This window comes from Rhizobium sp. 1399, assembly GCF_031455475.1.
Taxonomy (GTDB): domain Bacteria; phylum Pseudomonadota; class Alphaproteobacteria; order Rhizobiales; family Rhizobiaceae; genus Rhizobium.
Map to the genome: position 1 here is coordinate 1,060,008 of NZ_JAVDSU010000001.1, position 15,449 is coordinate 1,075,456.

Genomic DNA, 15,449 nt, shown 5'->3' on the forward strand with positions numbered 1-15,449 from the left:
ACCATGGCAACGCCCCTCGTCGTTTCAGAAGTCGCCAAGAGCTTCATCATGCACCTGCGCGACGGCATCAAGCTGCCGGTCGTCTCGGATGTCTCCTTCTCGGTGGCGTCAGGCGAATGTGTCGTGCTCGGCGGCCCGTCGGGCATCGGCAAAAGCTCGCTGCTCAAGATGATCTACGGCAATTATGCCGTCGATACCGGCCAGATCCTCGTCAACCACAAGGGTAAGATCGTCGACCTCGCCGCCGCCGACCCGCGCACCATTCTCGACGTGCGGCGCCAGACGCTCGGCTATGTCAGCCAGTTCCTGCGCACCGTGCCACGCGTTGCGGCACTCGACGTCGTCGCCGAGCCGCTGCTCGCACGTGGTGAAGCTGCCGCCAGCGCCAGGGAAAAGGCCGCCGCCCTGCTGGAAAAACTCAACCTGCCGGAAGCGCTCTGGCAGCTGCCGCCCGCCACCTTCTCCGGCGGCGAGCAGCAGCGCGTCAACATTGCCCGCGGCTTCATCACCGATCACACGATTCTGCTGCTCGACGAGCCGACCGCCTCGCTCGACGCGAAGAACCGGGCCGTCGTCGTCGGCATGATCGAGGAAAAGAAGAAGGCCGGCGTCGCCCTGCTCGGTATCTTCCACGATGAGGAAGTGCGCGAGGCAGCCGCCGACCGCATTCTCGACGTTCAGCAATTCTCTCCGCGAAAGGCAATCGCAGCATGAGCCGCAAACTGGGCAACGAGCCCTATTTTCACGAGACCGCCTCCGTCTCCAATTCGACCTTCGGCCGCTATACGGAAGTTTCCGAGCGCTGCCGCATCAGCGAGGCGGAGTTCGGCGACTATTCCTACATCATGCAGGACGGCTCCATCTGGTGCGCGACGATCGGCAAGTTCGTCAACATCGCCGCCGCGGTGCGCATCAACGCCACCAACCATCCGACCTGGCGTGCGACGCTGCACCACTTCACCTATCGCGCCGTCGACTACTGGCCGGATGCCGACATGGAGACGGAATTCTTCGAATGGCGCCGCTCCAACCGCGTCGTGATCGGCAATGATGTCTGGATCGGCCATGGTGCTACGATCCTGCCCGGTGTGACGGTCGGCAACGGGGCCGTGATCGGCGCGGGCGCGGTCGTCTCGAAGGATGTCGCTCCCTACACGATCGTTGGCGGCGTGCCGGCCAAGCTCATCCGCGAGCGCTTTCCGAAAGAGGTTGGCGAGCGCATGGACGGGCTTGCCTGGTGGGACTGGGAACACGACCGGCTGCGCGAAGCACTGGCGGATTTCCGGGCGCTGGGCGCCGAAGACTTCCTCTCCCGGTACGGCGGCTGAGCCCAATATTGCGGTGCGGAGAATTGTGACAGGACTTACACAAAACTGACACGCGAGGTTCATCAAGCGGGACTAATGCGATCCCAGAAGCAAGCCTGCAATGCGAAGGAAGAGCATGATGTTCGAGCTGAGGAATGTCACACGCCGGTTCGGAAAGAAGCTCGCTGTTGATTCCGTAACGCTGGACATTCCGCAAGGCCAGATGGTCGGCATCATCGGCCGTTCCGGCGCCGGCAAGTCCACGCTCCTGCGCATGATCAACCGCCTGCAGGAACCCTCCTCCGGCACCATCCATTTTGGTGGTGTCGAGGTTTCCGGCCTTCGCGGCCAGGCGCTGCGCAACTGGCAGCGCGACTGCGCGATGATCTTCCAGCAGTTCAACCTCGTGGCGCGCCTCGACGTACTCACCAACGTCATGCTCGGCCGCCTGAACCATCGCTCGACGATCCTCAGCCTGCTCAACGTCTTCACCCGTGAAGAGCGCATCCAGGCCATCGCAGCGCTCGAGCGCCTCGGCATCGAGCAGACGGCACTGCAGGCTGCCGGCACGCTTTCGGGCGGCCAGCAGCAGCGCGTCGCCATTGCCCGCGCGCTGATGCAGAACCCGAAGATGGTTCTGGCCGACGAGCCGATCGCTTCGCTCGACCCCTTGAATGCAAAGATCGTCATGGATGCGCTGCGTGACATCAACGAGCGCGAGGGCATTACTGTCATCACCAACCTGCATACGCTCGATACGGCCCGCAACTACTGCGAACGTATCGTCGGCATGGCGGGTGGCCGCGTCGTATTCGACGGCAAGCCCTCCGAACTGACCACCGAGGCCGTGAAGGAAATCTACGGCATGGACAAGGATGGCGCGGGCATCGACGAAACGATGACGTCGACAGCAATCAACATGGCTCCGGAAGGAGCCGAAAACCAATCCGCCGGCGCACAACCGCTGGCGCTGGCCGGTCTGTGAGAGGGACGGCCGCGATCGAATGCCCGCGTCAAGGGCACATTTCTTCTTAACAAAACGACCGAGCCCCGGTCATTCAGGAGAGAACCCATGTTGAAGAAAGCACTTTTTGCTGCGACGGCGATGCTGTCGCTCGCAGCCGGCGCTGCCAATGCCGCTGACCTCAAGGAATTCCGCGTCGGCATCCTCGGCGGCGAAAACGAAACCGACCGCCTGCGCAACTATGCCTGCCTTGCAGACCACCTGAAGCAGGAATTCGGCTTCGAGAAGGTTTCGCTCTTCCCGGCCGCCGACTATGACGGCGTCATCCAGGGTCTCCTCGGCGGCACGCTCGACTTCGCTGAACTCGGCGCTTCCGGCTACGCATCCGTTTACATCAAGGACCCGAAGGCTGTTACGCCGATCCTGACGACGCAGCAGAAGGACGGCTCCACGGGTTACTACTCGATCGGTCTCGCTCTGAAGTCCTCCGGCATCAAGACGATCAAGGACGCCAAGGGCAAGAAGCTCGGCTACGCCGATCCGGACTCCACCTCGGGCTACCTCGTTCCGCTGACGCAGATCCCGAAGGACACGGGCATGCCGAACGACAAGTTCTTCGCTTCCACGCAGTTCAACGGTGGACACGAGAACAACCTTCTCGCTGCCTACGACGGCAAGGTCGACGTTGCCGTTGACGATAGCTCGGGCATCGGCGACTTCAAGGACGGCTACACCTCCGGTACCTTCCGCAAGGAAGTCGACAAGGGCGCCGTCGATCCGAACAAGCTTGTTGAAGTATGGCGTTCGCCGCTGATCCCGAACGGCCCGCTCGTCGTTCGCAACGCTCTCGGCGAAGAGTGGCAGAAGAAGATCGCCGCCTTCTTCACGGCCCTGCCGGAGAAGGACCACAAGTGCTTCGCTGCTGTCGAAGGCGGTGATTACAAGGGCTATGTCCCGGTCAAGCACGATTTCTACAACGCTGTTGTAGAGGTTCGTAAGGCTGCTATCGGCGGCTGATTGCGCCATCCGTATACGGGGCGGCCGGCAACGGCCGCCCTTTTTCTTGTGACTACAGCGCCGCGCGTCAGACGCGCAAAGGACGCTGTAGAACTTTAAATTGCTGCATAATTTCATCCTTAAATCGAGCCCGATTTAAGGAATTATGCAGTAGGCGAGGCGTTCATGACTATTGCCGATACACAGCAGCATGTGCCGATGCAGAGCACGAAGGAAATCGCTACCGCCTGGGACAAGATGATCGCCCGGCGGCGCTTCTATACCGCTCTTGGTCTGGTGATCCTCATCGTTGCTTTCGTCAGCTCCGTGCGCTTTGCCGACGAGAGCAATGCCGGTCATTTCTTCGAGCGTCTTCCGCACCTCTTCGACTTCCTGAGCTGGCTCATTCCGAAAGACTGGACCGATGTCTGGCGCGCGCTTTTCGATATTGCGAGCCCGAATGACAAGGGTGGCGAAGAATTCAATTTCGCCAATGGCCGCGTCTATGTCTGGGGCAGCTTCTACATCCCCGAGTATTTCGAGCTGATGATCGTCACGATCAATATCGCGCTCGTTTCGACCATCATCGCATTCGTCTTCGCCGTTCCGCTCAGCTTCTTTGCGGCCCGCAATCTGACGAAGAACTGGCCTTTGCGCATTCTCACCAAGCGCATCATGGAATTCCTGCGCGCCTTCCCGGAAATCGTCATCGCCGGCCTGTTTTCGGCGATCCTCTCGATCGGACCGGTGGCGGCCATCATCGCGATCACGCTCCATACGATCGGCGCACTCGGCAAGCTCTTCTATGAAGTCGCCGAAAACATCGACATGAAACCGGACGAAGGCATGCGGGCCGTCGGCGCGAACTGGCTGGAGCGCGTGCGTTTCGCCGCTCTGCCGCAGGTCATGCCGAACTATGCGTCCTATGCGCTGCTGCGTCTCGAGATCAACGTGCGCGCATCGACCATCATCGGCGCCGTCGGCGGCGGCGGTATCGGTGAAGAACTCAAGCTTTCCATTTCCCGCGGTTTCGGCGCGAAGACCGTGGCGCTCGTGCTGCTGCTCTTCGTGACGATTGTCGCGGTCGACCAGTTCTCCGCCTGGCTGCGCCGCCGGCTCGTCGGCGAACACGCCTTCCTCCTGCAACATTGAGGCCGCCATGACGGTAATCGACGCAAACCGCATGCATGAGATCGAAACGCGCTACCCGGAATATTTCCACCGGTCCTTTCGCCAGCGTTTCGGTGGCCTGCTGATCGTTCTCGCGACGATCCTCTACGGCAGCTACGCCGTCTGGTTCTTCGACCTGCCGAAAGTCATCGCCGAAGCCCATTGGGAACGCTTCGGCATCTATATGAGCCAGTGGATCAGCTACGATGTGCAGCCGGAATTCCGTCTCGAGGATGATGGCACCATCCAGACACGTTACCCGCGCTTTTCGCCGCTTGGCGACGATCCGCATCCGGACTGGGTGAAGGCCAATGCCGATGGCAGCATCACGGTTCTCATCAGCGGCAGCGGCCGCACGGTGACCGTCAGCAAGAGCCAGACGGTGATCACAGCCCATGGCGTCACGGTGCCGGTCGACGTTACCAGTGGCGCGCCGAAGGTCGTCGGTCCGGTTCCGAACTGGATGACGGTCTATGACGATAACGTGCTCGCCAATCTTGGCTTTGCCGGCGATGTCAGCATCTCGGTCGATCGCGTGAAGGTGCGCAAGCGCTTCATCGGCTGGGCGAACTTTGTCTTCGACACGCAGTCGCCCTTTTTCGACAAGCCGGCAGGCGAAGTCATCAGCCTTATCGTTTCCGGCCCCCGCATCCATCCCGACCAGTCGAACCTGTCACTCGCCTTCGATAGTATCTGGAACAATAGCGAATGGCAGCATGGCGACGTCTGGACCAAGCTCATCCAGACCATTGTGATGGCCTTCCTCGGCACGCTGCTCGGCTCGCTCGCGGCCTTCCCGCTCGCCTTCATGGCGGCGCGTAACATCACGCCGAACAGGTTCCTCAATCAGGCTCTGAAACGCTCCTTTGATTTCCTGCGCTCGGTTGACATGCTGATCTGGGCCCTCTTCCTGACGCGCGCCTTCGGTCCGGGTCCGCTTGCCGGTTCCGGCGCCATCTTCCTCACGGAGACCGGCACGCTCGGAAAGCTCTATTCGGAAGGCCTTGAGAACATCGACAACAAGCCGCGTGAAGGCGTGAAATCGACAGGCGCCTCGACCGTGCTCGTTCATCGGTACGGCATCATGCCGCAGATCGTTCCTGTTATCGTCAGCCAGACGCTCTACCAGTGGGAATCAAACGTGCGCGGCGCGACGATCATTGGCGCCGTTGGCGCCGGCGGTATCGGTCTGAAGCTCTGGGAGGCCATGCGCACCAATTCCAACTGGGAAAACGTCGCCTACATGGTGATCCTGATCCTGATCGTCGTCTTCCTGTTCGACGCCGCATCGAACGCGCTGCGCCATCGCCTGATGGGCACCCAGGCCGGTCACTGAGCCCAAGTAAAAGATGATGACGGCCCTGCCGTCATCATCATTCTGTCATGGAAATCTTTTAGCCGGAGCGTGCTTGCGGTTTGCCGCCAAATCACTGCACATTGCCCTCCCCGTTCGGACGATCTCCAGGATAAAAGCCTTGCGCTACGCTCTCTATTTTTCACCGTCCAAGGATGATCCCCTGACGGATGCAGCCTCCGTCTGGCTCGGCCGCAATGCCTTTACCGACGAGACCTATCCTGCGCCCGAGTACGAGACGCTGCCGGCTCATGAACAATTCGAACTGACGGCCGATCCGCGCCGCTATGGCTTCCATGCGACGATCAAGGCGCCCTTCGAGCTTGCCTCCTCCGTGACCGAAAAGGACCTGATGGCGGTCGTCGAAGATTTCGCCGCCAACACGCCCGCCTTTGAAATCCCGGAGCTGGTGCTCGGCCAGCTTGGTCGCTTCTTCGCGCTTGTGCCGGGTTCGCTGCACCAACCGCTTCAGGATTTCGCGGCAAAGGTGGTAAAGTCTTTCGAACCATTCCGGGCGGCACTCTCCGAGGCCGATATTATCAGGCGCAAACCGGAAAGGCTCTCTGAGAGCCAGCGCAATAATCTCATGCGCTGGGGCTATCCATATGTCATGGATGACTTCGGCTTCCACATGACGCTGACCGGGCAGGTGCCGGAAGAGCGCGCGGAAGTGATGAAGGCGATCCTGACGGAGCGTTTCGCAGCTTTTACCGGCAGGCCGCTTCGCATTTCCGGCCTTGCCGTCTTTAGCGAGGAGGCGCGCGGCGCGCCTTTCAAAGTCCACACATGGCTGCCTCTTGCTGGCGCCAAAAGCTGAAAGATTTTCTGACATGAGCAAAGAAACCGTTCTCTCAAACGCCCGTATCGTTCTCGAGGACGATATTCTTTCGGGCTCCATTCTCATCCGTGACGGCAAGATCGCCGATATCTCGGGAGGCAGTTCGGTAGCCGGCGAAGACTTTGAGGGCGACTACGTCATTCCTGGCCTCGTCGAGCTGCACACAGACCATCTGGAAGGCCACTATTCGCCGCGTCCGGGCATCCGCTGGAACAAGACGGCGGCGATACAGGCCCATGACGCGCAGATCGTCACCTCGGGCATCACCACGGTCTTCGACTGCCTGCGCATGGGTGCTGATGAAGACGGTGGCTTCGAGCACGGCGAAATGCGCGAGATGGCCGACGCCATCCAGTCCGCCGAAAAGGAAGGGCGCCTGCGCGCCGAGCATCTCGTCCATCTGCGCTGCGAGGTTTCGGCCGACAACGTGCTGCAGCACTTCGCCGATTTCGAAAACGACCCTTATGTTCGTCTCGTCTCGCTGATGGATCATGCGCCCGGCCAGCGCCAGTTCCAGACAATGGACCAGTACGTCTTTTACTATCAGAAGAAGCGCGGTCTTTCCGATGAGGAGTTCGCCCGCTTCTGCGCCAGACGCATCGCCGAGTCCGATCGCAATTCGACGCCAAATCGTGACGCGATCTCCAAGGTCTGCGCCGAACGCGGAATCACCGTCGCAAGCCATGACGATGCCACATCTGCCCATGTCGATGAGGCGATTGAAAACGGCGTGCGCCTGGCCGAATTCCCGACCAGCATCGACGCAGCCCGGCTGTCGCATGAAAACGGCATGAGCGTGCTCATGGGCGCGCCGAACATCGTGCGCGGCAAATCGCACTCCGGCAATATCGCCGCGCGTGATCTGGCGCAGCTCGGCGTTCTCGACGTGCTTTCGTCCGACTATGTGCCACTCAGCCTGCTGCATGCGCCCTTCATTCTTGCCGACGAGGTTGAGGGCATTACTTTGTCGAAGGCAATTGCAATGGTGACGGCAACGCCAGCACGCACCGTCAGCCTCAACGATCGCGGCCGCATCGAAACCGGCCTGCGTGCCGATCTCGTCCGCGTCCACCGCTCGCACGGCGTGCCGGTGACCCGTTCCGTCTGGCGTGAAGGACGCCGTGTCGCATGATGATGTCACACGAACCCCATCCGGGCGCCGGTGCCGAACGCGGCATCATGGTCGTCGTCGTCGGTCCGAGCGGGGCTGGCAAGGACACGCTGATGAACCTTGCGGCCCGGCATTTCGATCGCCGGGAGGACGTGCATTTTGCCCGCCGCGTCATCACCCGTGAAGGCGATGCCGGCGGGGAGGATCATCTCGCCGTTTCGGATGCGGGATTCGCATCGATGGAGCAGTCCGGTGCCTTTGCCGTCTGGTGGGAAGCGCATGGTCTCAAATACGCCATTCCGGCGGAGGTTTCCGTCGCACTTTCCAAGGGCCACATTGTCGTTGCGAACGGTTCGCGTTCGGCGCTGCACCGTTTCCAGGCCGCCTTCCCGCGGCTGAAAGTCATCAATGTGACGGCCCGCCCGGAAGTGCTGGCCAGCCGCCTGGAAGCGCGCGGCCGCGAGACGCACGAGGACATCATGGCCCGCCTCGCCCGCGGCCCGCTGACGGTGCGCGGCGATTACGATGTCGTGGAGCTCGACAACAGCGACTCGCTGGAAGAGGCCGAGCGCAAGATGATCGATCTCCTGGACGGCTTCCTGAAGGAAATCGTCTGAACAAGATGAGGAGATGAGAATGGCCATTCAGGTCATCGACTATGACCCGGAATGGCCGTCTCTCTTCCGTCAGATCGTCGGCGAGCTTGAGCCGTTTCTCGCCGATCTCACCCCCGTCTTTCATCATGTCGGCAGCACATCCGTCCCCGGACTGGCGGCCAAGCCGAAGATCGACCTGCACGCCGCCTTTGAGAATGCGGATGCGCTTCCCGAGGCGATCGAACGTGTGCAATCGCTCGGCGCCTACACCTTCCATGGCGACAAGTACCAGCAGCAGACCTGGACCTTCACCAGCGGCAAGGGCTCGTACGGCGCGCGACTCTACGTCTGCTCGACGGATAATGCCGTTTTGCGAGACCGGATCGCGTTTCGCGACTATCTGCGCTCGCACACGGAACGAGCGAATGCCTATGCCGCCCTCAAGATGACGCTCATGAGCGAGGCAAATGACGATTGGGATTATTATACCGGCGGCAAGCGTGACTTTGTGCTCGAGACGCTGCGGCTGGCCTCTGAGGAGGGATAACCAGCCGCGCTCCGATTATTCGCCGTCGCCACGCCCCGAGACAATTTCACGCTTGCCGACATGGTTTGCCGGGCCGACCAGCCCTTCCTTCTCCATGCGCTCGACCAGCGAGGCGGCGCGGTTATAGCCGATGCCGAGACGGCGCTGGATGTAGGAGGTCGAGCACTTCTTGTCGCGCATGACGACCTTGACGGCCTGCTGGTAAAGCTCGTCGCCATCCTCGGCGCCCATGGCGCTCTTGTCGAAGACGGCGCCGTCCTCTTCATCCTCGCCTTCTTCGTCCTCGCCGGCCGTGACCGTATCGAGATATTCCGGCCGGCCCTGCGTCTTCAGGTGTGCCACGACCTTTTCGACTTCCGCGTCGGAAACGAAGGGGCCGTGGACACGGGAGATGCGGCCGCCGCCCTGCATATGCAGCATGTCGCCCTGGCCGAGCAGCTGTTCGGCGCCTTGTTCGCCAAGGATCGTGCGGCTGTCGATCTTCGAGGTGACCTGGAAGGAAATGCGGGTCGGGAAGTTCGCCTTGATCGTGCCGGTGATGACATCGACCGAAGGACGCTGGGTTGCCATGATGAGATGGATGCCGGCGGCACGGGCCATCTGCGCCAGACGCTGGATCGCCCCTTCGATCTCCTTGCCGGCGACCATCATCAGGTCGGCCATTTCGTCGACGATGACGACGATATAGGGCATCGGCGCGAGGTCCAGCTCCTGTTGCTCCTCGATCGGCGCACCGGTCTGCCGGTCGAAGCCAACCTGGACCATGATATGGATGGTCTCGCCCTTTTCGCGGGCCAGGGAGACGCGGCCGTTGTAGCCGTCGATATTGCGCACGCCGAGGCGCGACATCTTGCGATAGCGCTCCTCCATCTCGCGTACCGCCCATTTCAGCGCCATGACGGCTTTCTTGGGATCGGTGACGACAGGCGTCAGCAGGTGGGGAATGCCGTCATAGACGGAGAGTTCCAGCATCTTGGGATCGACCATGATCAGGCGGCACTGTTCCGGCGTCATGCGGTAGAGCAGCGACAGGATCATGGTGTTGATGGCGACGGATTTGCCCGAGCCGGTGGTGCCGGCGACGAGCAGATGCGGCATCTTGGCGAGTTCGGCGATCACGGGCTCGCCACCGATGGTCTTGCCGAGGCCGAGGGCCAGCTTGTAGCCGCTCTTATCGAAATCGTCGCTTTCGATCATCTCGCGGAAATAGACGGTTTCGCGCGTCGCATTCGGCAGTTCGATGCCGATGACGTTGCGGCCGGGGACGACAGCAACACGGGCAGAGAGTGCCGACATGGAGCGGGCGATATCATCGGCAAGGCCGATGACGCGGGATGATTTTACGCCCGGCGCCGGCTCGAATTCATAGAGGGTGACGACCGGACCGGGGCGGACATGGATGATCTCGCCTTTGATGCCGAAATCCTCCAGCACGCTTTCCAGGAGGCCGGCATTCTGCTCGAGCGTTTCCTGCGACATGATCTCGCCGAGCCGCTCCGGCGGCTCCTGCAACAGGGCGCGCGGCGGGAATTCGTAGCCCGATGCATCGACCTTCTCGACGGTCATGCGAGCCGGGCGAACCGGGGACAGCGCAGATGCGGCGATCTCGACACGCGACGCGGGCCGGACATCTGCCGGTGCCTGGTTCGACTGAACCACAGGCGGCTGAACTACTGGGGCCTGAACTACTGGGGCCTGAGCTATCGGAGCCTGAGCGACCGGTGTTGGAGCGACCGGAGCCTGCGCAACGCGCACTGCCGGAGGACGTGCGGGGCGGACTTGCGCGGGTGTAACCGGCAGCGTTGCGCGCGGTGCCACCGGCGCCGGATTATGCCGGCCCGGGCGCCACTCCATGATGCGGAAGCGCGAGGTGATCGATTCGGGTTCGGCCTGCTGCAATGCGATGACCGGGGTACGCGACGGACCGACATCCGTCTCCTCGAAGGCCATGACTTCCCAGAAGGCGAAATCCGAAATGGAGGAAAGCTCCGTCGCTGCGCGTAGCGTGGTTTCGACGGGAATTGCGGCAACGGGCTGCGGCTGAGGTTCCGGCGGCGGCGCGGCGATCGGTTCGGCCACTTCGGGCAGATAGATATCGAAGGGTACGTTCACCGTGATCGGCGCGCGCATCTGCGGTGCTGCTAAGGGTTGCGGCGCTGCTACGGCCTGCGAGGGAGGCACAACGATTTCCTCACGACCTGGCTCTTCCGGCGCGCGGCGCTTGCTGATCAGCGTTTCCGGCGTGCGGGTGAAGCGGACGTTCGGGGCGAGCGAGAAATTGCTCTGCCAGAGTGGCGGCACCGGCTTTTCGCCTTCATATTCCACGGGTGCATTTTCCACGGGATGTTCAGCCTCAAGTCCGGAGGAGAAATCTCCGGCATCCGTCAAATTGGTTCTAGGAAAACGCATGCGACAGTTACTCACTCACGCTTGGTAAATTCTGACATCCTTCCGGATAGGAAATGAAGATTAATAAGTTCCTTCCAGCCGTCTCGTTCCGGGACGACCAAAAAGACGAAACCTCATTGGTTTCAGAGATTTGACTCTTCAGGAAAAATCTTTGGGGTAATCTGACGAAGCGCCTAAAGCGCGTCGCGATCTTTCAGATTCGCTTGCCGCACTTTAGGCTTTCGTTTTCGCATGTCGTTGGCGCAAAACCGCTACACACTTTTGCGCGACATGCTTTAGTGCGCTTCGTCCCAATTGGTGGCAGCGCGGGCGTCGACGCGAAGCGGCACACGCATTTCAAGCGCCGGCGAGGTGGCGTTTTCCATGACAGAGACGATGATCGGCATCGCCTTTTGGACATCCTCGTCTTCGACCTCGAAGATCAATTCATCGTGCACCTGCAAGAGCATGCGGGCCCGATCGGCAAGGCCGGCCTCGGCAAGCGCCGGCTCGATCTTGATCATGGCGCGGCGGATGACATCGGCGGCCGAGCCCTGGATCGGCGCATTGATGGCAGCACGTTCGTTGAAGGCGCGGACGGAAGGATTCGACGAGCGGATTTCCGGATAATTGATTCGGCGACCGAAGATCGTTTCGACATAGCCCTTGTCACGGGCCATCTGCTTGCGGCTTTCCATGTAATCGCGGATGCCGGGGAAGCGTTCGAAATATTTCTTGATGTAGTCGCCGGCTTCCGAACGCTCGATGGAAAGCTGGTTGGCAAGGCCGAAGGCCGAGATGCCGTAGATGATGCCGAAGTTGATGGCCTTGGCGCGGCGGCGCACTTCGCCCGGCATGCCCCCGACCGGCACGCCGAACATTTCGGAAGCGGTCATCGCATGGATGTCGATGCCGTCTTCGAAGGCGCGCACGAGCTGCGGGATTTCGGCGACATGGGCAAGCACGCGCAGCTCGATCTGGCTATAGTCGGCCGAGATCAGCTTGTGACCCGGCGACGAAATGAAGGCGGTGCGGATCTTGCGGCCTTCGGCGGTGCGCACCGGAATGTTCTGAAGGTTCGGCTCCGAGGAAGAAAGACGGCCTGTTGTCGTCGATGCCAGCGAATAGGAGGTGTGCACCCGCTTCGTTTCCGGATGGATGTAACCCGGAAGCGCATCCGTGTAGGTAGACTTCAGCTTGGTGAGCTGGCGCCAGTCGACGATCTTGCGGGGCAGCTCGAAGCCGGCTGCCGCCAGGTCTTCCAGCACGCTTGCCGAGGTCGACCACTGGCCGGTCTTGGTCTTGGTGCCACCGGCAAGACCCATCTTGCCGAACAGGATGTCGCCAAGCTGCTTGGGAGAGCCGATATTGAACCTCTCGCCGGCAAGCTGATAGATTTCATCCTCGTATCTGGCTGCACCCTGGGCCAGTTCGCCCGAGAGGCGCGAAAGGATCTGTCGGTCGACCGTGATGCCGCGCGCTTCCATCCGAGCCAGAACCGGCAGGAGCGGACGTTCGAGGCGCTCATAGACGCGCGTCAGCTGGGTCGCGGCAAGGCGCGGCTTCAGCACCATCCAGAGACGCAGCGTCACTTCGGCGTCTTCGGCGGCATAGTGTGTCGCGCGCTCGATATCGACGAGGTCGAAGGTAACGTTCGACTTGCCGGAGCCGGCGACATCCTTGTAGGCGATCGGCGTGTGGCCGAGGAACTTTTCCGACAGCGGGTCCATGCCATGCGCGCCGGTGCCGGCATCGAGCACGTAGGATATCAGCATCGTATCGTCGAAACTCTTCGTCTCGATGCCGTAACGCTTCATCAGCAGGTAGTCATACTTCAGGTTCTGCGCCACCTTGAGGATCGATTCATCCTCCAGCAGCGCCTTCAGCCGCGACAGCGCATCGCCCATCGGGATCTGGTTGTCGGCGAGACCGCCACCGAGCAGATCACCGACACCCGTCTTGTGGTTGATGGGCACATAGGCAGCGCGGATCCGCGTGCCGGTCGGATCGGCGGTGTTGTCGGCAATCGCCAGCGAGAAACCGACGAGCTCGGCCTGCATGGCGTCGAGCGAGGTCGTTTCCGTATCGAAGGCGACGAGGCCGGTATCCCTGGCATCGGCGATCCATTGGTCGAGGGTCGCAAGGTCGCGGATCGTCACATAGGAGGAATGGTCGAACGGCAGGCTCGCAAAGGCCTCCGCACGTGCCTTGGCAAGATCCGCAGGCGCAAACGTGCCTTCGACCGCGGTCTTCGCTTTCGCGCGCGGCGGAACGGCGACGGCTTCCCCACCTATGTCAGGCACAGCGCCGGCGACAGGCTTCGGCTCCTCGGCGTCGAGATCCGGGCCATGCGCATCCGCACCCCATTCGATCTTCACGAAGGCTGGCTCGATCTCACTGGCATCGCAATTGCAGAATTCCGCGACACGACGCGTCAGCGTCGTGAACTCCATGGTCTTCAGGAAACCGATCAGCTTGGGGCCATTCTGTGGTTCCAGGACGAGCGCGTCGAGATCGAGTTCCAGCGGTACGTCGGTGCGAAGCCGCACCAGCTCGCGGGAGAGCTTTGCCTTGTCGATGTTTTCGAGAATGGTCAGGCGGCGCTTTTCCTGCTTGATCTCATGGGCACGCTCGAGAAGCGTATCGAGATCGCCATATTCAGCGAGAAGCTGGGCGGCCGTCTTCGGGCCTATGCCGGGGATGCCGGGAACATTGTCGACGGAATCGCCGGTCATCGCCTGCAGGTCGATCATCTTTTCCGGCGGCACACCCCATTTCTCGATGACATCGGGGATGCTGATCTGCTTGTCCTTCATGCTGTCGTACATGTGGACATTCGAGGTGACGAGCTGCATCAGATCCTTGTCGGAGGAGACGATCGTCACATCGGCGCCGACAGCTTCGGCCTCGCGGGCATAGGTCGCGATAATATCGTCGGCCTCGAAACCTTCCGTCTCGATGCAAGGCAGATTGAAAGCGCGCGTCGCTTCGCGGATCAGGCCGAACTGCGGCACCAGCTCTTCGGGCGGCGCCGAACGGTTCGCCTTATAGGCGTCATAGAGATCCTTGCGGAAGGTCTTCGACGAGTAGTCGAAAATGACGGCAAGATGGGTGGGCGTGGCAGCCACATCGGTACCGCGTGCATCTCTCAGCAGCTTCCAAAGCATGTTGCAGAAACCGGAGACGGCGCCGACCGGCAGGCCGTCGGATTTGCGTGTCAGCGGGGGCAAAGCGTGAAAGGCCCGGAAGATGAAACCCGAACCGTCGATAAGGAAGAGGTGATCGCCTTTTTTCATGGCAGCATGGATAGCGCGGCGGCCTTTCAAGGTCCATATAAACTTGGGTGCGCAAAAAGATTCCGCCTCACCAAACTGTTACCAATTTGTAATAGGCGGTTTTTTCTCTTTCCCTTGAAAAACCACATTCTCAATCACAAATCACACCTACCGGCGTTTGATCGCGCCGCGGGTCTGATAGCCGGCTTGTCCCCCGCCGCGTCAGGCTTGGACAAAGGCCTCATCCCCCTCTCCGGGCCTTTGTCCCCATTTTCAAGCCGCCATGGCCATCCTCCAGGCCATGGCGGCTTTGTTTTTCAGCCAGGCGCTTCACCTCTCGAAAATTTAAGAGCTTGCCGCATATGTTTTGATGGATCGTATGCGATTTGTTGCATTGTCTACTGCACGATTTTGAGCCTAATTTACAATCATGGGATTTAATCGAATGGATTCCGGTGCCTACCTTGCCAGCCAGCTGGCCAAGGGTTTTGCCCGCTCGCTACATCAGCGCGCGGCAGGACTCGGTTTTTCTCCCGGCCAGTTCCCCATACTTCTGGAACTTTGGGCCGAAGACGGGCTCACCCAGAAGCAGCTTCTGGAGCGCGTCGATATCGAACAAGCGACGATGGCCAACACGCTCTCCCGCATGGTGCGCGACGGGCTGATCGAGCGGCGCCCACACCCAACCGACAAACGCGCCCAACTGATCTTCCTCTCCGAGAAAGCCAAGGCGATGGAGGCTGAGGCCATCGATACGGCACGCGAGGCCGATCTTGCGCTCTTCAAGGGCTTTCGAGTCTTCGAGCGGGAGCTGATGCTCGAATATATCCGGCGCCTCATCAACAACGCCAAGGCACTCTGAATCGCTCCGGGGCGGCGCGGTTGCGCTTGAGCTTTATTACC

General features: G+C 60.9%; 13 protein-coding genes. 11 read left to right on the top strand and 2 right to left on the bottom strand.

All coding sequences use genetic code 11. The annotated features are described in order from the left end of the window. Positions 1 to 3: 3 nt before the first annotated feature. The 10 genes from phnL (at position 4) to J2X71_RS05550 (ending at position 8,883) form a co-directional block, all read left to right on the top strand. Positions 4 to 714 carry a phosphonate C-P lyase system protein PhnL gene (gene phnL, locus J2X71_RS05505; protein WP_310379837.1) on the top strand — a complete coding sequence of 237 codons (711 nt, stop codon included), beginning with the start codon at positions 4 to 6 and terminating at the stop codon, positions 712 to 714. After that, positions 711 to 1,328 carry a DapH/DapD/GlmU-related protein gene (locus J2X71_RS05510; RefSeq protein ID WP_310379839.1) on the top strand — a complete coding sequence of 206 codons (618 nt, stop codon included), beginning with the start codon at positions 711 to 713 and terminating at the stop codon, positions 1,326 to 1,328. Before phnL ends, J2X71_RS05510 begins: the two co-directional genes overlap by 4 nt. Positions 1,329 to 1,446: 118 nt before the next feature. Further along, a complete protein-coding gene (gene phnC / locus J2X71_RS05515) occupies positions 1,447 to 2,292 on the top strand; it encodes a phosphonate ABC transporter ATP-binding protein (protein ID WP_310380091.1) in 846 nt (281 codons plus the stop codon). Positions 2,293 to 2,379: 87 nt separating this feature from the next. Continuing rightward, positions 2,380 to 3,288 (top strand): phosphonate ABC transporter substrate-binding protein, encoded by a 909-nt coding sequence (phnD, locus tag J2X71_RS05520; protein WP_310379841.1) that lies wholly within the window; start codon positions 2,380 to 2,382, stop codon positions 3,286 to 3,288. 165 nt (positions 3,289 to 3,453) lie between these two features. Then, positions 3,454 to 4,419, top strand: coding sequence for a phosphonate ABC transporter, permease protein PhnE (gene phnE / locus J2X71_RS05525; protein ID WP_310379844.1), 966 nt, complete (start codon positions 3,454 to 3,456; stop codon positions 4,417 to 4,419). A 7-nt stretch (positions 4,420 to 4,426) separates the two neighbouring features. Further along, the gene (gene phnE, locus J2X71_RS05530) at positions 4,427 to 5,773 is read left to right on the top strand and encodes a phosphonate ABC transporter, permease protein PhnE (RefSeq protein ID WP_310379846.1); all 1,347 of its coding nucleotides are present in this window, start codon (positions 4,427 to 4,429) and stop codon (positions 5,771 to 5,773) included. Positions 5,774 to 5,912: 139 nt separating this feature from the next. After that, positions 5,913 to 6,608, top strand: coding sequence for a DUF1045 domain-containing protein (locus J2X71_RS05535; RefSeq protein WP_310379848.1), 696 nt, complete (start codon positions 5,913 to 5,915; stop codon positions 6,606 to 6,608). Between the two features lie 13 nt (positions 6,609 to 6,621). Beyond that, positions 6,622 to 7,761, top strand: coding sequence for an alpha-D-ribose 1-methylphosphonate 5-triphosphate diphosphatase (locus J2X71_RS05540; protein ID WP_310379850.1), 1,140 nt, complete (start codon positions 6,622 to 6,624; stop codon positions 7,759 to 7,761). Continuing rightward, positions 7,761 to 8,357 (top strand): phosphonate metabolism protein/1,5-bisphosphokinase (PRPP-forming) PhnN, encoded by a 597-nt coding sequence (gene phnN, locus J2X71_RS05545; RefSeq protein ID WP_310380092.1) that lies wholly within the window; start codon positions 7,761 to 7,763, stop codon positions 8,355 to 8,357. Before J2X71_RS05540 ends, phnN begins: the two co-directional genes overlap by 1 nt. 19 nt (positions 8,358 to 8,376) lie before the next feature. After that, positions 8,377 to 8,883, top strand: a complete 507-nt coding sequence (locus J2X71_RS05550) for a GrpB family protein (protein WP_310379852.1) — start codon at positions 8,377 to 8,379, stop codon at positions 8,881 to 8,883. Between the two features lie 15 nt (positions 8,884 to 8,898). Here the strand turns inward: J2X71_RS05550 and J2X71_RS05555 are convergent, their stop codons facing one another. Both J2X71_RS05555 and polA read right to left on the bottom strand, forming a co-directional pair. Then, positions 8,899 to 11,292, bottom strand: coding sequence for a DNA translocase FtsK (locus J2X71_RS05555; protein ID WP_310379854.1), 2,394 nt, complete (start codon positions 11,290 to 11,292; stop codon positions 8,899 to 8,901). Positions 11,293 to 11,567: 275 nt separating this feature from the next. After that, positions 11,568 to 14,567, bottom strand: a complete 3,000-nt coding sequence (gene polA / locus J2X71_RS05560) for a DNA polymerase I (RefSeq protein ID WP_310379856.1) — start codon at positions 14,565 to 14,567, stop codon at positions 11,568 to 11,570. Positions 14,568 to 14,991: 424 nt separating this feature from the next. Here polA and J2X71_RS05565 point away from each other — a divergent pair, with 424 nt between their 5' ends. Then, on the top strand, positions 14,992 to 15,408 hold the full coding sequence (locus tag J2X71_RS05565; RefSeq protein ID WP_007813909.1) for a MarR family winged helix-turn-helix transcriptional regulator: 417 nt from the start codon (positions 14,992 to 14,994) through the stop codon (positions 15,406 to 15,408). Positions 15,409 to 15,449: the final 41 nt, after the last annotated feature.